General features: G+C 67.7%; 19 protein-coding genes and 1 pseudogene. 18 read left to right on the plus strand and 2 right to left on the minus strand.

Annotated elements, in window-relative coordinates; translation table 11 throughout:
* The first annotated feature begins 94 nt into the window (after positions 1–94).
* The 11 genes from NU1_RS14655 (at position 95) to NU1_RS43235 (ending at position 14,706) form a co-directional block, all read left to right on the plus strand.
* A complete protein-coding gene (locus NU1_RS14655; protein WP_371859791.1) occupies positions 95–1,423 on the plus strand; it encodes a dihydroorotase in 1,329 nt (442 codons plus the stop codon).
* A complete protein-coding gene (locus NU1_RS14660; RefSeq protein WP_067521644.1) occupies positions 1,424–1,918 on the plus strand; it encodes a PH-like domain-containing protein in 495 nt (164 codons plus the stop codon).
* Positions 1,915–3,030 (plus strand): glutamine-hydrolyzing carbamoyl-phosphate synthase small subunit, encoded by a 1,116-nt coding sequence (gene carA / locus NU1_RS14665; RefSeq protein WP_067521645.1) that lies wholly within the window; start codon positions 1,915–1,917, stop codon positions 3,028–3,030. Before NU1_RS14660 ends, carA begins: the two co-directional genes overlap by 4 nt.
* Positions 3,030–6,338, plus strand: a complete 3,309-nt coding sequence (carB, locus tag NU1_RS14670) for a carbamoyl-phosphate synthase large subunit (RefSeq protein WP_067521647.1) — start codon at positions 3,030–3,032, stop codon at positions 6,336–6,338. Before carA ends, carB begins: the two co-directional genes overlap by 1 nt.
* Positions 6,339–6,342: 4 nt before the next feature.
* Positions 6,343–7,167, plus strand: coding sequence for an orotidine-5'-phosphate decarboxylase (gene pyrF, locus NU1_RS14675; RefSeq protein WP_067521649.1), 825 nt, complete (start codon positions 6,343–6,345; stop codon positions 7,165–7,167).
* A gap of 676 nt (positions 7,168–7,843) precedes the next feature.
* Positions 7,844–8,167 carry an integration host factor, actinobacterial type gene (gene mihF / locus NU1_RS14680; protein WP_067521651.1) on the plus strand — a complete coding sequence of 108 codons (324 nt, stop codon included), beginning with the start codon at positions 7,844–7,846 and terminating at the stop codon, positions 8,165–8,167.
* Positions 8,168–8,174: 7 nt separating this feature from the next.
* Positions 8,175–8,786 carry a guanylate kinase gene (gmk, locus tag NU1_RS14685; protein WP_067521653.1) on the plus strand — a complete coding sequence of 204 codons (612 nt, stop codon included), beginning with the start codon at positions 8,175–8,177 and terminating at the stop codon, positions 8,784–8,786.
* 101 nt (positions 8,787–8,887) lie between these two features.
* A complete protein-coding gene (gene rpoZ / locus NU1_RS14690) occupies positions 8,888–9,154 on the plus strand; it encodes a DNA-directed RNA polymerase subunit omega (RefSeq protein ID WP_067521654.1) in 267 nt (88 codons plus the stop codon).
* 88 nt (positions 9,155–9,242) lie between these two features.
* The gene (coaBC, locus tag NU1_RS14695) at positions 9,243–10,493 is read left to right on the plus strand and encodes a bifunctional phosphopantothenoylcysteine decarboxylase/phosphopantothenate--cysteine ligase CoaBC (RefSeq protein WP_067521656.1); all 1,251 of its coding nucleotides are present in this window, start codon (positions 9,243–9,245) and stop codon (positions 10,491–10,493) included.
* Positions 10,494–10,722: 229 nt separating this feature from the next.
* Positions 10,723–11,937, plus strand: coding sequence for a methionine adenosyltransferase (gene metK / locus NU1_RS14700; protein ID WP_084521360.1), 1,215 nt, complete (start codon positions 10,723–10,725; stop codon positions 11,935–11,937).
* A 96-nt stretch (positions 11,938–12,033) separates the two neighbouring features.
* On the plus strand, positions 12,034–14,706 hold the full coding sequence (locus NU1_RS43235; protein ID WP_245720127.1) for a primosomal protein N': 2,673 nt from the start codon (positions 12,034–12,036) through the stop codon (positions 14,704–14,706).
* Between the two features lie 56 nt (positions 14,707–14,762).
* Here the strand turns inward: NU1_RS43235 and NU1_RS14710 are convergent, their stop codons facing one another.
* Positions 14,763–15,167, minus strand: a complete 405-nt coding sequence (locus NU1_RS14710) for a Rossmann-fold NAD(P)-binding domain-containing protein (RefSeq protein ID WP_067521658.1) — start codon at positions 15,165–15,167, stop codon at positions 14,763–14,765.
* A 20-nt stretch (positions 15,168–15,187) separates the two neighbouring features.
* On the opposite strand from NU1_RS14710, the gene NU1_RS14715 reads away from it, so the two are divergent.
* Positions 15,188–15,379: a hypothetical protein gene (locus NU1_RS14715; RefSeq protein WP_245720128.1), complete on the plus strand. Its 192-nt coding sequence runs from the start codon at positions 15,188–15,190 to the stop codon at positions 15,377–15,379.
* Positions 15,380–15,445: 66 nt separating this feature from the next.
* Here NU1_RS14715 and NU1_RS14720 read toward each other — a convergent pair.
* A pseudogene (locus tag NU1_RS14720) lies at positions 15,446–16,247 on the minus strand (ABC transporter ATP-binding protein).
* 90 nt (positions 16,248–16,337) lie between these two features.
* Here NU1_RS14720 and NU1_RS14725 point away from each other — a divergent pair.
* The 6 genes from NU1_RS14725 to NU1_RS14750 all read left to right on the plus strand — a co-directional run bounded on the left by NU1_RS14725 (position 16,338) and on the right by NU1_RS14750 (position 22,654).
* A complete protein-coding gene (locus tag NU1_RS14725; RefSeq protein ID WP_067521660.1) occupies positions 16,338–17,018 on the plus strand; it encodes an HAD family hydrolase in 681 nt (226 codons plus the stop codon).
* 112 nt (positions 17,019–17,130) lie between these two features.
* Entirely contained in the window at positions 17,131–17,811 is a 681-nt protein-coding gene (locus NU1_RS14730) for a PadR family transcriptional regulator (protein WP_067521662.1), read from the plus strand.
* Between the two features lie 171 nt (positions 17,812–17,982).
* Positions 17,983–18,915 (plus strand): esterase/lipase family protein, encoded by a 933-nt coding sequence (locus tag NU1_RS14735; protein ID WP_067521753.1) that lies wholly within the window; start codon positions 17,983–17,985, stop codon positions 18,913–18,915.
* Between the two features lie 66 nt (positions 18,916–18,981).
* Positions 18,982–19,548 carry a peptide deformylase gene (def, locus tag NU1_RS14740; RefSeq protein WP_067521663.1) on the plus strand — a complete coding sequence of 189 codons (567 nt, stop codon included), beginning with the start codon at positions 18,982–18,984 and terminating at the stop codon, positions 19,546–19,548.
* Positions 19,548–20,471, plus strand: coding sequence for a methionyl-tRNA formyltransferase (fmt, locus tag NU1_RS14745; protein WP_067521665.1), 924 nt, complete (start codon positions 19,548–19,550; stop codon positions 20,469–20,471). The genes def and fmt overlap by 1 nt, the downstream gene beginning before the upstream one ends.
* A gap of 785 nt (positions 20,472–21,256) precedes the next feature.
* Positions 21,257–22,654 (plus strand): RsmB/NOP family class I SAM-dependent RNA methyltransferase, encoded by a 1,398-nt coding sequence (locus NU1_RS14750; RefSeq protein WP_067521668.1) that lies wholly within the window; start codon positions 21,257–21,259, stop codon positions 22,652–22,654.
* The last annotated feature ends 79 nt before the right edge of the window (positions 22,655–22,733 follow it).

Raw genomic sequence — 22,733 nt, forward strand, 5'->3', positions numbered from 1 at the left:
TGTGGGCGAGCCAGCCGCAAGGCTGTCCGTTGAGGGCGGCAGTGGGAGACGGGTGGGCCATGGAGGGCCCCCGGTCATGCGAGGAGGACACAGCGTGAAAGACGTGCTGATCAAGAACGTCCGGTTGTATGGCGAGGGTGAGCCGGTCGACGTCTTGCTCGCCGACGGTGAGATTCGCCAGATCGGTACCGATCTGGGTCTGGTCGACGCCGAGATCATCGACGGCACCGGGCAATTCCTGCTGCCGGGCTTCGTCGACCTGCACACGCATTTGCGTGAGCCCGGCCGCGAGGATACCGAGACCATCGAAACCGGTTCCGCCGCGGCCGCCCTCGGTGGTTTCACCGCCGTCTTCGCCATGGCCAACACCAGCCCGGTCGCCGACTCGCAGGTCATTACCGACCATGTCTGGCGACGCGGTCAGGAGGTCGGCCTGGTGGATGTGCACCCGGTGGGCGCGGTCACCGTCGGCCTCGAGGGTAAGCAGCTCGCCGAGATGGGCACCATGGCGGCCGGTGAGGCCAAGGTGCGCATATTCTCCGACGACGGCCACTGTGTCTACGACCCGCTGATCATGCGCCGCGCCCTGGAGTACTCGAACTCCCTGGGTGTGCTCATCGCGCAGCACGCGGAGGAGCCGCGCCTCACCGAGGGCGCGGTGGCGCACGAGGGTCCGAACGCCTCCCGCTTGGGGCTGGCGGGTTGGCCGCGCGCCGCCGAGGAATCCATTGTGGCCCGTGACGCGCTACTGGCCCGCGATGCCGGGGCGCGCGTACACATCTGCCACGCCTCCACCGCGGGCACCGTCGAGCTCCTGAAATGGGCCAAGGCACAAGGTATTTCGATCACCGCCGAGGTCACCCCGCACCATCTGATGCTGGATGACTCGCGCCTCGAGACCTATGACGGGGTCAACCGGGTCAACCCGCCGCTGCGCGAGGCCTCCGATGTGACGGCACTACGCCATGCGCTCGCCGATGGCGTTATCGACTGTGTCGCCACCGATCACGCCCCGCATGCCGAACAGGACAAGTGCTGCGAATTCGCCGCCGCCCGCCCCGGCATGCTGGGTCTGGAGACCGCGCTGTCGATCGTGGTGGGAACCATGGTGCGCTCGGGTCTGCTGGACTGGCGCGGCGTCGCCCGCGTCATGAGCGAGAACCCGGCGCGGATCGCGGGTTTGGACGATCAGGGTCGGCCGATCGAGGTGGGCGAACCGGCCAACCTGGTGCTGATCGATCCGGAGACCGCGTGGACGGTGCGGGCGCAGGATCTCGCCAGCATCTCCGACAACACGCCGTACGAGGCGATGACCCTGCCCGGATTGGTGATGGCCACCTTCCTGCGCGGCCGGATCACCTCGCGCGACGCTGCCGTCATTGCCGGTGCGGGCCGGCGGGTGGGGAACCGAGGAGGATCGTAAATGGAGCGCACGCTCTGGGTGATCGCAATGTTCGCGCTGGCGGCACTGGGCTTGTGGCTGATGTATCGGGCCTGGATAGGTAAGGCACGACGGCAGGCGGGGATGATCGGTGATCTTCCGACGGTGCCCGCCGACTGCGGCGCGCAGGTGCTGGAGCCGACCACCGGCCTGTACCTCGGCAGCACCCTGGCCCCCAGCTGGATCCAGCGAATTACGGTGGGCGACCTGGGCTTTCGAGCCAATGCGGAGATGACCCGCTTCGAGCGCGGCATCCTCCTCGAACGCGACGGCACCGCGCCGATCTGGATTCCGCACGATGCCATTACGGCGGTGCGCGCCGAGCGCGGACATGCGGGCAAGGTTATGACCGAAGGTGGTGTGCTGGTGATTCGCTGGACACTGCCCACCGGAACCGAGGTGGATACCGGTTTCCGCGGTGACGACAAAACTGTGTACCCGTCCTGGACGGGTACGAAGACGGGAGAAGAGGCATGAGCGGCGATACTGCGGTAATGGTGCTGGAGGACGGCCGGATTTTCCGTGGCTCGACCTTCGGTGCCGTCGGAGAAACCCTCGGTGAGGCGGTGTTCTGCACCGCCATGACGGGGTACCAGGAAACGCTCACCGACCCCAGCTACGACCGGCAGATCGTGGTGGCCACCGCCCCGCAGATCGGCAATACCGGCTGGAACGACGAGGACGACGAGTCCGGCAAGATCTGGGTCGCCGGATACGCCGTGCGCGATCCCTCGCGCCGCGCCTCCAACTGGCGCTCCAACCGCACCCTGCAGACCGAGCTGGAGCACCAGAACGTGGTCGGCATCGCGGGTATCGACACCCGAGCCCTGGTGCGGCACCTGCGCACTCGCGGTTCCATGAAGGCGGGCATCTTCTCCGGCGAGGCGCTCGCCGACTACGAGGACCTGGTAGACCGGGTCAACGGCCAGCAGTCCATGCTGGGCGCGGACCTGGCCGGTGAGGTCTCCACCGACAAGATGTACACGGTCGAACCCATTGGCGAGCACCGCTTCACGGTCGTCGCGGTGGACCTCGGTATCAAGACCAATACCCCGCGCATGTTCGCCCAGCGGGGTATGCGGGTGCATGTGGTGCCGTCGAACACCAGCCTCGACCAGATCAAGGAACTGAACCCCCACGGTGTGTTCCTGTCCAATGGCCCGGGCGACCCGGCCACCCAGGACAATGCAGTCGCGCTCACCCAGCAGGTACTGAGCGAGGGTCTGCCGCTGTTCGGTATCTGCTTCGGCAATCAGATCCTCGGCCGCGCGCTCGGCCGCAAGACCTACAAGATGAAGTTCGGCCACCGCGGTATCAATATCCCGGTCGTCGAACACCACAGCGGTCGTATCTCGATCACCGCGCAGAACCACGGCTTCGCCCTCGAAGGTGAAGCGGGCGAGCAGTTCGACACCCCCTTCGGTCGCGCCGAGGTCTCGCACACCTGCGCCAACGACGGCACCGTCGAGGGCGTGCGCCTGATCGACGGTAAGGCCTTCTCGGTCCAGTACCACCCCGAGGCCGCCGCCGGACCACACGACGCCGCCTACCTCTTCGACCGCTTTGCCACGCTGATGGAAGGAGCCTGATGCCTCGCCGCACCGATCTCAAGCACATCCTGGTGATCGGCTCGGGCCCGATCGTCATCGGCCAGGCTTGCGAGTTCGATTACTCCGGCACCCAGGCCTGCCGGGTGCTCCGATCCGAGGGCCTGCGGGTCTCGCTGGTGAACTCCAACCCGGCGACCATCATGACCGACCCGGAGTTCGCGGATTCGACCTATGTCGAGCCGATCACCTGGGAGTTCGTCGAGAAGGTCATCGCCAAGGAGCGCCCCGACGCGATCCTGGCCACCCTGGGCGGCCAGACCGCGCTCAATTGCGCTGTCGCCCTGCATGAGAACGGCATCCTGGAGAAGTACAACGTCGAACTCATCGGCGCCGACTTCGAAGCCATCCAGCGTGGCGAGGACCGCCAGAAGTTCAAGGATATCGTCGCCAAGGTCGGCGGCGAGAGCGCCCGCTCCGCGGTCTGCTACACCATGGACGAGGTCCGCGAAACCGTTGCCGAACTGGGCTTCCCGGTTGTCGTGCGCCCGTCGTTCACCATGGGCGGCCTCGGCTCCGGTATGGCCTACAACGAGGACGATCTCGATCGCATCGCCGGTGGCGGCCTGTCCGCCTCGCCCACCGCGAACGTCCTCATCGAGGAATCCATCCTGGGCTGGAAGGAATTCGAACTCGAGCTCATGCGCGACAGCCGCGACAATGTGGTGATCGTGTGCTCGATCGAGAATGTCGACCCGATGGGCGTGCACACCGGTGATTCGGTGACCGTCGCCCCGGCCATGACCCTGACAGACCGCGAATACCAGAAGATGCGCGATCTCGGCATCGCCATCCTGCGCGAGGTCGGCGTCGATACCGGCGGCTGCAATATCCAGTTCGCGGTGGACCCCGCCGACGGCCGCCTGATCGTCATCGAGATGAACCCGCGCGTCTCGCGCTCGTCGGCATTGGCTTCCAAGGCAACGGGTTTCCCGATCGCCAAGATCGCCGCCAAGCTCGCCATCGGCTACACCCTCGACGAGATCGTCAATGACATCACCGGCGAGACCCCGGCCTGCTTCGAGCCGACCCTCGACTACGTGGTCGTCAAGGCGCCGCGGTTCGCGTTCGAGAAGTTCCCGGGCGCCGACCCGACCCTGACCACCACCATGAAGTCGGTCGGCGAGGCAATGTCGATGGGCCGCAACTTCTCCGAGGCGCTCGGCAAGGTGCTGCGCTCCCTGGAGACCAAGGCCGTGAGCTTCTGGACCCAGCCCGACGGCGAATGGACCGACGTCGAGGCCATCCTCGCCGATCTGCGTGTCCCCACCGAGGGCCGCATCTACCAGGTGGAGCGCGCGCTGCGCCTGGGCGCCGACGTCGAATCGGTGGCCGCGGCCTCCGGTATCGACCCGTGGTTCGTCGCCGAGGTCGCCGCACTGGTGGACCTGCGTCAGGAGATCGTCGACGCCGCTGTACTCGACGAACCGCTACTGCGCACCGCCAAGCACTACGGCCTGTCCGACCGCCAGGTCGCCGCGCTGCGACCGGAACTCGCGGGCGAGGACGGCGTGCGGACCCTGCGGCACCGGCTCGGCATCCGCCCGGTGTTCAAGACCGTCGACACCTGCGCCGCCGAGTTCGAGGCCAAGACGCCGTACCACTACTCGGCCTACGAACTCGATCCCGCCGCGGAATCCGAGGTGGCTCCGCAGCGCGAGCGCGACAAGGTGATCATCCTCGGGTCGGGTCCGAACCGGATCGGTCAGGGCATCGAATTCGACTACAGCTGTGTGCATGCCGCGCAGACGCTGTCGGAGGCCGGGTACGAGACCATCATGGTCAACTGCAACCCGGAGACCGTCTCCACCGACTACGACACCGCCGACCGCCTCTACTTCGAACCGCTCACCTTCGAAGACGTCCTCGAGGTCTACCACGCGGAAACCGAATCCGGCACCGTCGCGGGTGTGATCTGCCAGCTCGGCGGCCAGACCCCGCTGAGTCTGGCGCAGCGCCTCACCGATGCGGGCGTCCCGGTGGTCGGCACCTCCGCCGCCGCCATCGACCTGGCCGAGGACCGCGCCGAATTCGGCGATGTGCTGGTGGCAGCGGGTCTTCCGGCTCCAAAATACGGTACGGCGACCACCTTCGCGCAGGCCAAGAAGATCGCCAACGAGATCGGGTACCCGGTCCTGGTGCGTCCGTCCTACGTGCTGGGCGGTCGCGGTATGGAGATCGTCTACGACGAGGAAACCCTCGAGGGCTACATCTCCCGCGCCACCGATATCAGCCCGAACCGACCGGTACTCATCGACCGGTTCCTGGAAGACGCCATCGAAATCGATGTCGACGCCCTCTGCGACGGCGACGAGGTCTACCTGGGCGGCGTCATGGAGCATATCGAGGAGGCCGGTATCCACTCCGGTGACTCGGCGTGCGCCCTGCCCCCGATCACCCTGGGCCGCAGCGATATCGAGGCCGTGCGCCGCTCCACCATCGCACTCGCCAAGGGCATCGGCGTCAAGGGCCTGCTGAACGTGCAGTACGCGCTCAAGGACGATGTGCTCTACGTCCTGGAGGCCAACCCACGCGCCAGCCGCACCGTCCCGTTCGTCTCCAAGGCCACCGCGGTGCCCCTGGCAAAGGCGGCGGCCCGAATCGCCATGGGCGCCACCATCGCCGAACTCCGCAAGGAGGGCCTGCTCCCGGCCGACGGCGACGGCGGCCACACCCCGATCGACGCCCCGGTCGCGGTGAAGGAGGCGGTCCTGCCGTTCACCCGCTTCAAACGCCCCGACGGCAGCGGGATCGATTCCTTGCTCTCACCGGAGATGAAGTCCACCGGTGAGGTCATGGGTATCGACGCCGATTTCGGTACCGCCTTCGCCAAATCGCAGGCCGCCGCCTACGGTTCGCTGCCGACCGAGGGTTCCGCCTTCGTCTCGATCGCCAACCGCGACAAGCGGGCCATGGTGTTCCCGGTCAAACGCCTGCACGATCTCGGTTTCCGTATCCTCGCCACCGAGGGCACCTCGGAAATGCTGCGCCGCAACGGTATTCCGTGCGAGCAGGTGCGCAAGCACTCCGACGACGACGCGGCCGATCAGCCGAGCATCGTGGATATGATCCGCGACGGCGAAGTCGATATCGTCTTCAATACCCCGTACGGCAATAACGGCCCACGCGTGGACGGCTACGAGATCCGCACCGCCGCTGTCGGTGCCAATATCCCGTGCATCACCACCGTGCAGGGTGCGGCCGCGGCGGTACAGGGCATCGAGGCCACCATCAACGGCGGCATCGGCGTGCGTTCCCTGCAAGAACTCCACGCCACCCTGCGAGGCTGAGCAGATGACGAGTTTCGGTGTGCGGCTGCGGGATGCGATGCGTGAGCACGGTCCGCTGTGCGTGGGTATCGATCCGCATCCGCCGCTGCTGCGATCCTGGGGCCTGTCCGAGGACGTCACTGGTCTGAAGGCATTCACCGACGCCTGCGTCGATGCCTTCGCCGGTCGTGTCGCCCTGGTCAAACCCCAGGTGGCGTTCTTCGAAACCTATGGCTCGGGCGGCATCATGGTCCTCGAGGACGCGATCGCCGCACTGCGTGAGGCGGGCACCCTGGTGCTTGCCGACGCCAAGCGCGGCGATATCGGCTCCACCATGGACGCCTACGCCCACGCCTGGCTCGGTGACGGTCCACTCGGGTCCGACGCGGTGACGGTATCGCCGTATCTCGGATTCGGATCTCTCACACCGGCTCTGGACCTGGCCGCGGCGAACGGTCGCGGTGTCTTCGTGCTCGCCGCCACGTCGAACCCCGAAGGTGCGCAGCTACAACGCATTACCGGCCCCGACGGCCGCAGCATCGCCCAGCTCATGGTCGATGAGGCGGCGGCCCGCAACGCGGGCGGCGAATTCGGTTCGGTCGGCGTCGTCGTCGGCGCCACCCTCACCGAGGCTCCCGACCTCGGCGCCCTCAACGGCCCCATCCTCATGCCGGGTGTCGGTGCGCAGGGCGGGGGAGCGGAGTCGATTCGAAATCTGGTGTCGGAGAAGGATTTCGGCTCTGTTGTGCCGAATGTCTCACGCGAGGTGCTGCGGGCGGGGCCGTCCGTGGGCGCCCTCCAGGTGCGTGTGCACCGGCTCACCGACGAATTCGGCTTCCTACAAGCCTGATTCGCCGCCCCGCCGAATCGCCCCGCCATACCGGCTCGCCAGCCGGGATGGCGGGGCGTCGTCGTTCGTGTCCCGCTCGAGGTCTTCCCGGTCCCGCTCCGATTCATCGGTGTGAGACATGTCGCGCGGCGGCGCGGCGGGTGCGGACAGCGTCCTCGGTCACGGTGAGCGCTCAGCGCGCTTCTGCGGTCTGTGAGGACAGATCCGGCACTGCGAACTACACCCGTGTGGTTTAACCCGCCTACGGCCGCTCAGGGCGTCATTCCGCCCTGTTCAGGGCCTGCCTCACCAGGCACGCGATGATCGCGGCGCCTTCGCTGTGACACGCGACACGCGGTGCCGTTTTCGCGCGACACGCCGAGAAATCCGAGAAAGTTCCAGGTCGCGTGATTACAGCTCGGTCACGGTTTGTACAGACCCCAACTCACGTCGTCGCCCCGCCTGCCGAAAATCCGAAAAAGCCCAGGCTGCAAGGCAGTTCGGGATTTCGCCAGATGTCTGCTCACGGCCACCCGGAGGCACCCCGCGGGGATGCACGCCGGTCCTGGTCGTGCCCGGAATCACGCGCTGACCTGGGGGGTGGGTTCGCAATCGCCAGGCGTCGTGGGTACGGTCGCTGAGACCACCGGGTTCACCCGGTGGGAGAACATGCAATGAACGATGAGACGGAGGATCCGTGGCCCTTCCCCAGCTGACTGACGAGCAGCGCGCCGCTGCTTTGGAGAAGGCGGCTGCCGCCCGGCGCATTCGGGCGGAGCTGAAGGAGCGCTTGAAGCGTGGCGGTACCGACCTGAAGACGGTCCTCGCCGACGCCGAGAAGGACGAAGTCCTCGGCAAGATGAAGGTTTCGGCCCTGCTCGAGGCCCTGCCGAAGGTTGGCAAGGTCAAGGCGGCCGAGATCATGAGCGAACTGGAGATCGCTCCCACTCGCCGACTGCGTGGACTGGGTGATCGGCAGCGCAAGGCGCTGCTGGCCCGGTTCGACTTCAGCGCCGAATAATCCGAGGGTGGTCGCACACACTCGGAAGGGTCGCCTGGTAGTTCTGGTTGGCCCCTCGGCCGTAGGAAAGTCGACCGTCGTGCGCTGTTTGCGCGAACGGTTGCCGGAATTGGTATTCAGTGTGTCGGCCACCACCCGGGCCCCCCGGCCCGGCGAGGTCGACGGTCGTGACTATCGGTTCGTTACCCGGGAACAATTCGACTCGATGATCGAGGCGAACGAACTTCTCGAATGGGCCGATATCCACGGCGGTCTACAACGGTCGGGTACCCCGGCCGCGCCGGTGCGGGAGGCAATCACCGCCGGTAAACCGGTTTTGATCGAGGTGGACCTCGAAGGGGCCCGCTCGATCCGCACGACGATGCCGGAGGCCACCCTGGTCTTCCTGGCACCGCCGAGCTGGGACGAGTTGGTATCCCGGCTCACCTCTCGGGGTACCGAATCGCCCGAGGTGATCGAGCGGCGACTGCAGACCGCGAAGACCGAGCTGGCGGCCTGTGACGAGTTCGACATCGTCATAGTGAACGACGAGGTGACAGCCGCCTGCGAGCGGTTGGTATCCTTGTTCGTTAGCACAAATTCGAGGTCTGCCTCGAACCCCGGCTCGTCGGCCCTATAGACAGCTCTGTCGGCAGTTCCATCGGCAGCTATCTTCGGTCTTGTGAGCCGGTCGCCCACCCGAACGACAACCCCGCAGGAGCCTCCCTAGTGAGTACGGACATGCAGGCCGCCCCCACCTACGACACTCCGATCGGCCTCACCAACCCGCCGATCGACGAACTGCTGGAGCGCACCTCGTCCAAGTACGCGCTGGTTATCTACGCGGCCAAGCGGGCGCGGCAGATCAACGACTACTACAACCAGCTCGGCGACGGCATCCTGGAGTACGTCGGCCCGCTGGTCGAGCCGGGTCTGCAGGAGAAGCCGCTGTCGGTGGCCATGCGCGAGATCCACGCCGATCTGCTCGAGCATTCCGAAGGCGAGTAGGACCGAGTAGCTCGAAGCATGACAACGACGGCGCTGGAGGCACAGTGACCACTCCCATCGCGCGGACTCGCGCAGACGATGCTGTGCGATACAGCGCGACCGAGGTCCGGGGCGTGCGGTGACCCGGATCGTTGTCGGAGTCGGCGGCGGCATCGCCGCCTACAAGAGTTGCGCCCTCGTGCGCCGGTTCACCGAAACCGGGCACGAGGTGCGAGTCATTCCCACCGAGGCCGCACTGCGGTTCATCGGTAAGGCCACCTTCGAGGCGCTGTCCGGCAACCCGGTCAATACCGGTGTCTTCGCCGACGTGCCCGAGGTGCCGCATGTGCGGATAGGCCAGGAGGCCGACCTCATCGTCGTCGCTCCCGCCACCGCCGACCTGATGGCGCGGGCCGCGCAGGGACGCGCCGACGATCTTCTCACCGCCACCCTGTTGACCGCACGATGTCCCGTGCTGTTCGCCCCGGCCATGCACACCGAGATGTGGGAGCACCCGGCCACCCAGGCGAATGTCGCGACCCTGCGGGCGCACGGCGCGATCGTGATGGAACCCGCGCACGGCCGTCTGACCGGTGCCGATACCGGTGCCGGTCGACTGCCCGAGCCGGAGGAGATCTACGCCCTCGCCGCGCTGCTGCAGGAACGTCCCGACGCCATTCCGCGCGACCTCGAGGGCCGCCGCATCGTGATTTCCGCGGGCGGCACCCGCGAGCCCCTGGATCCGGTGCGCTTCCTGGGCAACCGCAGCTCCGGCAAACAGGGTTACGCGCTGGCTCGGGTGGCGGCGCAGCGTGGTGCGCAGGTGACGCTCATCGCGGGCAACACCATCGGCATGCCGGCTCCGGCCGCCGTCGACGTCGTCAATATCACCACCGCCGAGCAGTTGAAGACGGCTGTCGACAAGCATTCGCTCGGTGCGGACGCGGTGATCATGGCGGCTGCGGTGGCGGATTTCCGGCCGGTGAACGTGGCGGCGGCGAAAATCAAAAAGGGTGCGGGCGAACCGAATTCGATCGAACTCGCCAAAACCACCGATATCCTCGCCGGTCTGGTGCAGTCCCGTCGTGACGGGCAGTTGCCGGGAACCGCGATCGTCGGCTTCGCCGCCGAGACCGGGGACGAGCACGGCGATGTGCTCAGCCACGCGAGATCCAAGCTGGCCCGCAAGGGCTGCGACCTGCTGGTGGTCAATGCCGTCGGTGAGGGCAAGGCCTTCGAGGTGGACAATAACGACGGTTGGCTGCTCGGCGCCGACGGCACCGAGATCGCCCTGGACCACGGGTCCAAGGCACTGCTGGCAAGTCGGGTATTGGACGCTCTCGGGCCCCTGCTGCGCTGATCGGCGGACGCTGCCGCGCCGCCGCCTCGCCGGTGGGACATCGGGCTGCTTGACAGGCCGCTGTCTGGGTCGGTACTGATTCGTCACCAGCGCGCGGCGTGCTGGGCATCCGGTCGTGGCCCGATGCCGGATGCTTTGGAATAGTCTGAGACAAAGGGTTGTGCAGTCGGGGGAGCCCGCTACTGTCGCAAGCCGATACGAGAAACCCGTTGAGGGAGAGGGAAGAACTGTGCGCACGTCTGGCAGCCGCCTATTCACCAGTGAGTCCGTGACCGAGGGTCATCCGGACAAGATCTGTGATGCCATCAGCGATTCCATCCTCGACGCATTGCTCGCGGCGGACCCGCGCAGCCGGGTCGCGGTCGAGACCATGGTCACCACCGGCCAGGTGCATGTCGCCGGTGAGGTCACCACGTCGGCCTACGTCGATATCCCGACCATCGTGCGCGAGAAGCTCCTGGAGATCGGATACGACTCCTCCGCAAAGGGATTCGATGGCGCGTCCTGCGGCGTGAATATCGCGATCGGCGCGCAGTCGGCCGATATCGCCCAGGGCGTGGACACCTCGCACGAGGCGCGCGTCGGCGGCGAGGACGACGCCATCGCCCGGCAGGGCGCGGGCGACCAGGGTCTGATGTTCGGCTACGCCACCACCGAGACCCCTGAGCTCATGCCGCTGCCGATCTCGCTCGCCCACAAGCTCTCGCGTCGCCTCACCGAGGTGCGCAAGTCCGGTGTGCTGCCGTACCTGCGGCCCGACGGCAAGACCCAGGTCACCATCGAATACGACGGTGATATCCCGGTCCGCCTCGACACCGTGGTCATCTCCACGCAGCACGCCGCCGATATCGATCTCGACAATCTGCTCGCCCCGGATATTCGCGAGAAGGTCGTCGACGCGGTACTGGCCGAACTGAGCCTGCCGAACCCCCTGGACGTCTCCAATGTGCGCCTGCTGGTCAACCCGACCGGCAAATTCGTGCTCGGTGGCCCCATGGGTGACGCGGGCCTGACCGGTCGCAAGATCATTGTCGACACCTACGGCGGTATGGCCCGCCACGGTGGTGGCGCCTTCTCCGGTAAGGATCCGTCGAAGGTCGACCGCTCGGCCGCCTACGCCATGCGCTGGGTCGCCAAGAATGTCGTCGCCGCCGGTCTGGCCGAGCGCGTCGAGGTGCAGGTCGCCTACGCCATCGGCAAGGCCGCCCCCGTCGGTCTGTTCGTCGAGACCTTCGGCACCGAGAAGATCGACCCGATCAAGATCTCCGAAGCCATCGGCGAGGTCTTCGACCTGCGTCCCGGCGCGATCATTCGCGACCTGGACCTGCTGCGCCCCATCTACGGGCCCACCTCCGCCTACGGCCACTTCGGCCGTACCGACGTGGACCTGCCGTGGGAGCGCACCGATCGTGCCGAGAAGCTGCGCGCCGCCGCCGGACTCTAATTGGCAAGCACCGGACCAGCGGCGGGAGCGACGGGCCCGGAGGCGGCGGCCGGAATGCGGGTGGGCCAGCCGCAAGGCTGTCCGTTGAGGGTGGCGGTGGGAGACGGGCGGGCCATTGAGGACCCCGCTCTCGCCGCAGTCCATACAGCGGGGCGCCCCATCGCGCGGGTGCTCCCGCTGCTGGAACCGGCACATCTGGATCGGGATTTCGACTATCTCGTTCCCGCCGAGATGGACGACATCGCCCAACCCGGTGTGCGTGTACGAATTCGCTTCTCCGGCCGCCTGATCGACGGCTTCCTCCTCGAACGCCTCGAAAAGACCGATCACACCGGCAAACTCATGTCCCTGGAGCGTGTGGTCTCCGGTGAACGAGTACTCACCCCGGAAATCCTGCGCCTGGTGAATGCCGTCGCCTCCCGCTACGCGGGTACGCGAGCGGATGTACTCCGTCTCGCCATCCCTCCCCGCCATGCCCGGACCGAGGCTGAAGGCATTGGCGGCGAACGAAAGTCGCCGCGCCGCAAGAAGGTCGACAAACTTCAGGTGACCGCCGACTCGGCCGACATCGCCACCGAGGCTGCGGGCGACGCACCGACATCGAGCCAGGCAGCCACCGTAGTCGCGGCAGGCGAACCACCGATGTCGAGCCGGTCCGCCACCGAGGGTGTGGTGGACGATGAATCGATGTCGAGCCGGTCGGTCACCGAGGGTGTGGCGGGTGATGCGTCGGCGTCGGGTCAACCGGCCACTGAGGTTGTTGCCGGTGGTGCGTCGATATCACCCCGAGCCGACGTCACCGAATCCGTGCCCGATGACCGGGTAGTGCCGACCAGCTCCGCCGCCGTCGATTCGCCTGCGGCCCAGTTCACTTCGACAGATTCGGTCGACGCGGCGGGGCGGGCCGCGCCGGAGGGGTGTGAGTCTCCGCATTCGAAGGAAGCGTTAGCCCCAGCGGCCTCCTATGGTCCTAGGGCCGCTGGAAGTCGAGACCGTGCGGCGGGGCGAATCGCGTCGTCGTCCACGGATGCGGCAGAGCCGCGCGCTGTTTCATCCGCAGCGCCGAATCCGACTGAGCCCGTGGTCGATCCGGCCGCTGCCACCGCGTGGGGACGATACGTACACGGTGTCTCATTCTTGACCGCGCTCGTGCGTGGCCGTGGGCCGCGCGCGGCGTGGCAGGCGCTGCCGGGGGAGGACTGGGCGCGGCGGCTAGCGGAGTTGGCGGCGGCGACGGTGCGGAGCGGTCGGTCGGCCGTCCTCATTGTTCCGGATCAGCGCGATCTCGATCGCGTCATCGCGGAATGTACCGCGCTGGTGGGGGAGTCGGCAGTGGGGCTCGCCGCGGGGTTGGGTCCGGCCGCCCGCTATCGGCGGTGGTTGGCGGTATTGCGGGGGAGCGCGCGCGTGGTGGTCGGCACTCGCAGCACGGTTTTCGCGCCCGCCCAGAATCTGGGGTTGATTGCCATCTGGGATGACGGCGACGACACCTACGCGGAACCGCGCTCGCCGTACTCGCACGCACGCGAGGTGGCCATGCTGCGCGCACACGAGACCGGTGCGGCCTTCGTCGTCGGCGGCTTCGCGCGCACCGCCGAGGCGCAGGCAATAGTCGAATCCGGTTGGGCGCACGATCTGCTGGCCGATCGGGCCGCCCTGCGCGAGTGCACGCCGCATATCGTCGCGCCCGGAGATACCGATATGGCGATGGAACGCGATCCGCTCGCCCGCGCCGTCCGCATCCCCGGCGTCGCCTTCCTGGCGGCCCAGCGGGCGCTCGCCGCGGGGGCCCCGGTATTGGTTCAGGTGCCGCGCCGCGGCTACATCCCGGCCCTCTCCTGTGCGAAATGCCGCACCCCCGCGCGGTGTCGGCACTGCAATGGACCATTGGCTTTGCCGGAGGACGGCACCGGTGCCGTATCCGTCGCGACACGCGGCGGTTCCAAGGTGGGTTCTGCGGCCGGACCTGCTGGCGCGGTGCGCAGTTCGAGTGGTGAGGTCGCGCACAGCCCGAGCTGTCGCTGGTGCGGCATTGTCGAGGCGGCGTTCCGCTGCCAAGCCTGTGGCTCGCGCGCGTTACGGGCGGTGGTGATCGGTGCGGTCCGCACCGCCGAGGAATTGGGCCGAGCGTTTCCGGGCGTACCGATTCGCGGTTCCGGCGGTGGGACCGTACTGAGTTCGGTGCCCGAGGGCCCCCAGGTGGTGGTGTCGACCATCGGCGCCGAACCGACGGTCCCCGGCGGCTACGGCGTGGCACTACTCCTCGACGGTTGGGCCCTGCTCGGCCGCGCCGACCTGCGGGCCGCCGAGGACGCCCTGCGCCGCTGGATGACCGCCGCCGCCCTGGTGCGCCCCAGCGGCCAGGTAATCGTCATGGCCGAACCGACGATCCCCACCGTGCAGGCGCTGCTGCGCTGGGATCCGGTGGGCCACGCCCACTTCGAACTCTCCGCCCGCACCGAGGTGCGCTTCCCGCCGGCGGTCCGCCTGGCCGCCATCGACGGCACCACCGACACCATCGCCGAATTACTCAGCGAGGCAAAGCTTCCCGAAGAGGTGGAAGTCCTCGGTCCCGTCCCGTTGCCCTTCGGTGCCCGCAAACCCGTCTCCGGCGACACCCCCGCCGAGGTCGAACGCATGATCCTGCGCGTGGACCGCGGCCAGGGTGCGGCCCTCGCCCGCGCCTTGGCCGCCGCCCAGGCCGTCCGCAGCACCCACCGCTCCGACGGCCCGCTCCGCGTCCAGATCGACCCCATCGATATCGGCTGATCGCCAGCGATAATCGGCGGAACCGGGCCGCCGCAGAATATTTGGCGGAAAGCGGCTCAGCGGAACGCGGCGATGTGGCGCTGTGCCCAGGCGGCGAAGGGGCGGGGTGCGCGACCCAGTATCTGCTCGACGTCGGGACTGATCCGCAATTCCTCCGCGGTCGGGTCGCCGAGAATGGCGAGCGTTGTTTCCACCGCGTCCGGTGACATGTTGGTCAGCATCTGGGCCCGTGCCTCATCTGCGGTCTGCTCCACGAATCGCACTGGCTCGCCGAGGAGTTCGCCCAGTATCCCCGCCCGCTCGCGTGGAGTTTCCGGCACTGGACCGTTCAGGACATAGGTGCGGCCCGCATGGCCGTCTGCGCGTAAGACGGCCGCGGCGACGGCCGCAATATCCTCCGGATCGATGAACGGCACGCCCACGTCACCGAAGGGCGCGCTGACGATCCGCTCGGCGCGCACCTGCTCGGCCCAGGCCAGTCATGCGCGTCCTCATCGACTGGATCGAACGGCAATTCGTGGCAATGGGCCGAGCCGACGCCCGCGAACTGGCCGTCGCCCTGCTGTCCGCGTATCAGGGAATCTCGCTGCTCACCAATACTTTCCATGATCCGGAGCTGATGGCGGTCGAGGGCCGCCGACTGGAGCGCTGGATCGACTCACCGGCCGCCTGAACCGCTCGCCGGTGGGCCGATGAGTTCGAGGACTCGTTCCACCAGGGGCGGTGGAGATATGGCGCATCAGGCGTTGGTCGGCTGGGCCGGGCGGACGCTCCAGCGCCGCTCGGTGCGGGTAATGCGGACCGGGTAGTCGAAGCAGGCGGAGATCAGGTCGGTGGTGAGGACCTCGTCGACGGGACCGGCTGCTAGGGTTCGGCCGCCGCGCAACAGCATTGCGTGGGTGGTGCTCGGCGGGAGCTCCTCCAGATGGTGGGTTACCAGGACCGAGGCCAGATCGGGGTGGGTGTGTCGCAGGCGATCGATGCGCTCCAGGAGGTGTTCGCGCCCGGCGAGGTCGAGACCCGTGGCGGGTTCGTCCAGCAGTAGCAGGCGGGGGGCTGGGCATGAGAGCGCGGGCGATCAGGGTGCGGCCCCGTTCACCCTGGGAAAGAATGGGCCACTGGGCATTTCGGCGATGGGCCAGACCCATCAGGTCGATGAGGCGGTCGGCCTCGGTGAGGTTCGCGGCGGTCGGTGTCCATCGGGGGATCAGGTCCGCGGTATTGGTGAGACCGGTCAGCGCGACCTCGCGCACGGTGAGCGACGAGTGTGGGGTGTGCCGTGGATCGACATGGCCGATGGCGGTGCGCAGTGCGCGCATATCGACGCGGCCGAGGCGATGGCCGAGGACCTCCATACTGCCCCGGGTGGGGTGTTCGAACGCGCCGAGCATCCGCAGCAGGGTGGTTTTGCCCGCGCCGTTGGGGCCGAGCAGCGCCCAGTGCTCACCGGAACGCACGGTCAGCGTCACCGACCGCAGAATCTGGCTGCCGTCGCGGACGAAGTCGACGCGGTCGGCGTGGAGCAGGACACTGTCGGACATGCGGCCCACGGTAGCAAACTCCTCAGACAAGCTGTGGGGTGCGGCAGTGAGGGGGTCGGGTGGAAACGCCGCGTTGGTAGTCTGGCCGGTATGGCGATCGAGGCGGTTCTGTTCGACTTCTCGGGCACTCTGTTCCGGCTCGAGGAATCTGAATTCCGGGCATTGGAGTTGGCCGATGGCAATGGCCGCACCTTCGACGCCCATGAGGTCACCGAGATCATGCAGCGGATGACCGCGCCTGTCGGTCAGTTCGTGCGATTCGATGCCGAGGGCCAATTTGCCTGGGACAACCGCGATTTGGATCCGGCCCTGCATCGTCGCGCCTACCTGGAAGTATTGCGCGCCTCCGGGGTGCCCCCGCAATCCGCGGCGCGCCTGTACGAGCGGCTCATCGACGCGGATGCCTGGACCCCGTATCCGGATACCGGCGCGGTATTGAAAACCTTGCACGCCAACGGTATTGCGGTAGCGGTGGTCAGCAATATCGCCTTCGATATCCGTCCCGCGTTCGCCCATCGCGGCTGGGATCGCTACGTCACAGCCTTCACGCTGTCCTTCGAAGTCGGTGCCATGAAACCGAATCCGCTCATCTTCCGGGATGCGCTGGACCGGCTCGGTATCGCCTCCGACCGCGCTCTCATGGTCGGCGACAGCCGCGAGGCCGACGGTGGCGCCACTGCTCTCGGCTGCTCCTTCGAGCTCGTCGACCCGGTCCCGACATCCGAGCGCCCGGACGCGCTCGCCGCCGTTATTCAGCGCCGCCTCACGTAACGACTGGCTGGTTCGTGTCGGCCCCCACACTTGTCATGGATAGATTGCCGATATATCGTCGATATCAGTCAAAGTAACGACAAGCCTTGAAGGAGGCACCACCATGGGAAACATGGAGAACATGAACAAGGGCGCCCGCGGGCCCTGGCGTCGAGCACGACGCGAAGAGAACAGCGGACCCGAACATCCCCGTATGCGCCGCGGTCCGCACGGTCACGACCACGGTCACGGCCGCGGTTTCGGTCCGGAATTCGGACAGGGCGGATTCGGCCCGGGTGGCTTCGGCCCCGGTTTCGGGCCGGGCCCCTTCGGGCGGGGGCGCGGTCGCGGTGGTCGCGGTAGGCGCGGCGACGTGCGTGCGGCGATCCTCCTGCTGCTGCAGGAACGACCCATGCACGGCTACGAGCTGATCCAGCAGATCCGCGAGCGCAGCGAGGACGTCTGGCGTCCCAGCCCGGGCTCCATCTACCCCGCGCTGTCGCAGCTCGAGGACGAGGGCCTGGTCATTATCGAGAAGGTGGCCGGTCGTAAGACCGCCAAGCTCACCGAATCCGGAACCGCCTATATCGAGGAGAACCGCGCCGACCTCGGCGATCCGTGGCAGGACGTCAAGGACGGTGTCGGCGATCAAGCGCTCGATCTGCGCGGTCTGGTCGGGCAGCTGATGGGCGCTGTCGCCCAGGTCGCGGCGGTCGGTACCCCGGCGCAGGCGGCGAAGGCGGCCGAGGTGCTCACCGAGGCCCGGAAGGCGCTCTACCGGATTCTCGCCGAGGACGACACACCCGAAAAGTGATGGCAGCGAAACACCCTCGGCCAATGTGTGTTTCGGCCGCGCGCGAGGGAAGATTGTGGCATGTCACAAATGGGCCCCGGGCGTGGTTGGCGCGCGGGACAGCGGAGGAGCCGGCGGCGCACGATCGCCGCGGCGGGGGTAATTGCGTGGGCGGTCGTCGTGGGTTCGGCCATGATGCCGATCGAATCGGCGACCGCCACAGCGCAACCGGTCGTGAGCGGTGGGGTGGTCGTCCCGGTCGCACAGGGGCCGGTACAGGACGATCACCTGGGTGCCAGCAAGTACCTGAAGGATCATCCCGATGCCGCGCCCCAGGGTGCGAATGATTTCGGCTGCACACCCAGCGCTGAGCGTCCGCGCCCGGTGGTGTTGGCGCACGGCACCGACTCCTCCGCCTACTCGGATTGGGCGGCCGTCTCCCCGATGCTGGCCCGCGCCGGATTCTGTGTCTTCGCGCCGAACTACGGCGGCGCGCCCGGAGCCGACACCTACGGCACCGAGGACATCTATGCCAGCTCCGCCCAGTTCGGTGCATTCGTCGACCGGGTACTGACCGCGACCGGCGCGCAGCAGGTCGATCTGGTCGGATTCTCCCAGGGTGCCAATGTCACCCGCTATTACGTGAACAAACTCGGCGGTGCGCCGAAGGTCGGGCACTGGGTCGGATTGGCCTCACCCAGCTACGGCGGCATCATGTACGGAATCGTGCCGGTGGCGAAATATATGCCGGCGCTCTACACCCTGTTCGAATTCGGCACCTCCGTCGCGGCGGTGCAGCAGGCGGCGGGTTCGCCCTACATTCAGGCGCTCAATGCCGGCGGGGACACCGTGCCCGGTGTGCGATACACCACCATCTCCAGTCGGGTGGATGAGATGATCCAACCGTTCGAGAACATGGCCCTGCGCGGTTCCGGTGCGACGAATCTGGTGATCCAAGATGCGTGCTCGGATAACCTGACCGGGCATTTCCATCAGGTTTACGAACCTTTGGTGCACCAGTTGCTGCTGAATACGCTCGATCCGCAGCGTGCTCGGACACCGGTCTGCGAGTCGGTCGCGCTCGGTACCGGTGTTACCGAGGTGATCTTGGCGGCGCATTCCTGATCAGGGCGGTCCGCGGCATCCGTAAAATGAGACGACCGTGAATTCATCCGCTACCGGGAGCCGCCCGTGACCATCCAGTCAGTCCGCCTGTTCGGCGACCCGATTCTGCGCGCCCGCGCGGCAGAGGTGGAGACGTTCGACCAGCAGGTGCGCCAGCTGGTCACCGACCTCACCGACACGATGTACGAAAGCGGGGGCGTGGGAATCGCCGCTCCGCAGATCGGGGTGGGGCTGCGGGTGTTCGTCTACGACACCGGGGATGCCGCCGGGCATCTGATCAATCCGACCTTCGAGGTCATCGGCGAGGAAACGCAAACCGGACCGGAGGGCTGCCTATCCATCCCGGGTGTCCGCGACGATGTCACCCGGCCGCTCGTCGTGCTGGCTCGTGGCGTCGATATGGACGGTGCCCCAGTGGAGTTCCGTGCCGAGGGTCTGCTGGCGCGGTGTGTGCAGCACGAGACCGATCATTTGGACGGGGTGCTGTTCCTGCAGCGCCTGGATCCGGCCGCGCGGAAGGAAGCGATGCGCATGATTCGTGAATCCTCGTGGTTCGCCGCGGGGGTCACGCTCATGCCCGCCTCCCAGCTCGGCGCTCGCAAGCGCGCCGGTGCGCAGGAGAGTGGTCGCTGATGCGTCTCGTCTTCGCGGGCACACCCGAACCCGCCGTGCCGTCGCTGCGGCGACTCATCGAATCCTCGCGCCACGAGGTGGTCGCGGTGGTCACCCGGCCGGATGCCGTCGCGGGGCGCGGTCGCAAGGTCTCCCGGTCACCCATCGGCGTATTGGCCGATGAGCACGGGATTCCGGTGCTGACCCCGCGCCGCCCGTCGGAACCCGAATTCATCGCGCAGCTGGAGGAATTGGCGCCCGACTGCTGTCCGGTGGTGGCCTATGGCGCACTGCTGCCGCAGCGGGTGCTCGATATCCCGCGGCACGGGTGGATCAACCTGCATTTCTCGCTGCTGCCCGCATGGCGTGGCGCGGCCCCGGTGCAGTCGGCGATTCTCGCCGGTGACGAGATCACCGGTGCGTCCACCTTCCAGATCGAGGCGGGTCTCGATACCGGACCGGTCTTCGGCACGGTGACCGAGAAGGTCCGGGTCACCGACACCGCGGGTGAACTGCTGGAACGGTTGTCGCACAGTGGTGCGCACCTGCTGGAGTCCACCCTCGACGGGATCGAGGACGGCAGCGTGCACGCCGTACCGCAATCGCTCGACGGCATCTCCTACGCACCCAAGGTGGAATCCGAAGCCGGTCATATTCGTTGGGAGGAGCCCGCTCTCGCGATTTCCCGCCGCATTCGCGCGGTCACTCCCGCCCCCGGCGCCTGGACTGAAGCCGATGGCAAGCGCCTCAAGCTCGGCCCCGTCGACATGGTGGAGGAAATTTTGCCCGAACGCAGCATCGAGGTCCGGAAGTCCGGTGTCTTCATCGGTACCGCCACCACGGCGGTGCGGCTGAATCAGGTTCAGCCACAAGGTAAGAAGATGATGAACGCATTGGACTGGGCGCGCGGCGCGCGCCTGCAGCCGGGCGCGGTGGTCGCGTGACACGGCCCGATGGGGGACAGCGGGCCACCGGTGGTGAGCGACGCACCGGTGGCGGCGCCGGCGGCAATCGCACCGGCGGAGGCGGTAAGTCCGCCCCGCGCGGCGAGCGCGCCGGTGGTGAGGCTCGCGGTGGTGGCGCACCCGGGAATGCGCGCAGTGGTGGGGCACCCGGAAACTCGCGTAGTGGTGGGGCGCAGCGGAGCACCGCGAACGGTGGTTGGGTTCGCGGCGAGGGTCCCGGAAAACGCGGCGGCGAACGTGGGCGCGACGAGAACGCTGGCAGCGGCAATCGTGCACGTGGGCGCGATGACAGCGCCGGAAACCGCGGTAGCGGAAGAGAGTACGACGAGGGCGGTCGGTCGCGCGGTGCTGCGGGAGGCTCCACCGGGCGAACGGGCGGTCCCCGTCGCGAGGCGGGGGCTCCCGATGCGGCGGCTTCGTCGCGCGGGCGGACGGCCGCGCCTCGCGACGGGAAGCCCACAGGTTCGTCCGCTCGGAACTCCGGGCGTGACAGCGAGCTGACTGCGGCATCGCGTGCGGGCAGGCCTCCTCGTGTGGCGAGTGGTGGGTCAGGACCTCGCGATGACAAGCCTGCCCGTGCGGTCGGCGGTGCCCCCGGTTCCCGTGGCGGCAAGCCTGCCCGTGCGGGAGGAGATACGTCCGATTCCCGGGACAGCAAGCCGTCCCGTGCGGGGAGTGGTGCGTCCGGGCCCCGCGCTGGCAAGCCCGCGGGCGCGGCGAGTGGTTCCTCCGCGCGCGACGGTGGTAAGGCCAAGGTCGGTGGCGTGCGGTCGGAAGGTGCACGCGGACAGCGTCCTTCGGGTAAGAGCGGCCCTTCGGGTAAGAGTGCCGACGGGACCGATCCGGTGCGGGTGGTGGCGCGGGATGTGCTGCGGGCCGTGCGGGAGCGCGACGCGTACGCGAATCTTGTGCTGCCGGGCATGTTGCGGGAGCGGCGGATCAGTGGTCGGGACGCGGCTCTCGCGACCGAGTTGACCTATGGCGCGTGCCGATCGCAGGGACTGCTCGATGCCGTGATCGCCTCGTGCGCCGGGCGTCCGGTGGCCGAGATCGACGGGCCGCTGCTGGATATTCTGCGGTTGGGCGTCTATCAGCTGCTGCGCACACGGATCGGCGCGCACGCGGCGGTGGATACCTCCGTCGCGTTGGCGCGCGCCGAATTCGATATCGGCAAGGGCGGTTTCGTCAATGCCGTGCTGCGGCGGGCGTCGGAGAAAACGGTCGAGGAGTGGGTGGCGGCTCTCGCGCCCAAGGATCCGCTCGGCCAGCTGGCCTTCGAATTCGCGCACCCGAACTGGATCGCACAGGCTTTCGCGGATTCACTCGGCGCCCGCGCCGGGGAACTGCGCGACGTGCTGGCCGCCGATGACGCTCGTCCACTGGTGCATCTGGTGGCGCGTCCCGGCGAAATCTCCGCCGAGGAACTGGCTTTGGTCACCGGCGGCGAGGAAGGCCGCTGGTCGCCGTACGCGGTGTACCTCGACGGTGGTGATCCGGGCAAGCTCGAACCCGTCCGCGAGGGGATGGCGTCCGTGCAGGACGAGGGCAGCCAGCTGGTGGCCCTCGCTGTCACCCGCGCACCCCTGGAGGGGCCCGACGACGGCCGTTGGCTGGATATGTGTGCCGGACCCGGCGGTAAGGCCGCACTGCTCGGCGCGATCGCCGGTATCGACGGCTGCCATGTCGACGCCGTCGAACCCGCCGAACATCGTGCCGACCTGGTTCGCCAGTCCACCAAGGGTTTACCGGTCACTGTTCACGTCACCGACGGCCGCGACTCCGGCCTGAACCCCGGCTACGACCGCATCCTCGTCGACGCACCCTGCACCGGCCTCGGCGCCCTGCGTCGCCGCCCGGAGGCCCGCTGGCGCCGCCGCCCCTCCGACGTGGGCGACCTGGTCAAACTCCAGCGCGAATTGCTCGCCGCCGCATGGGATCTGGTCCGCCCGGGCGGCGTGGTCATCTACTCGACCTGCTCCCCGCACCTCGCCGAAACCGTCTCGGTGGTCGCCGATATGGTCCGCCGCACCGGAGCCGTCCAACTCGACACCCGCGACCTCCTCCCCGGCGTCCCCGACACCGGCGACGGCCCGGCCGCCCAACTGTGGCCGCACCGCCACGGCACCGACGCCATGTTCGTGGCGGCCCTGCGCAAACCCTGACCCAGGAGCTGCTGACGTCTCTGAGCGCCTGGTCAGAAGGTCTACGCGTAACACCCCTCGTCATTCCGGCGTGCTTGTG

This window comes from Nocardia uniformis NBRC 13702 (assembly GCF_001613345.1).
GTDB classification, from domain to species: domain Bacteria; phylum Actinomycetota; class Actinomycetes; order Mycobacteriales; family Mycobacteriaceae; genus Nocardia; species Nocardia uniformis.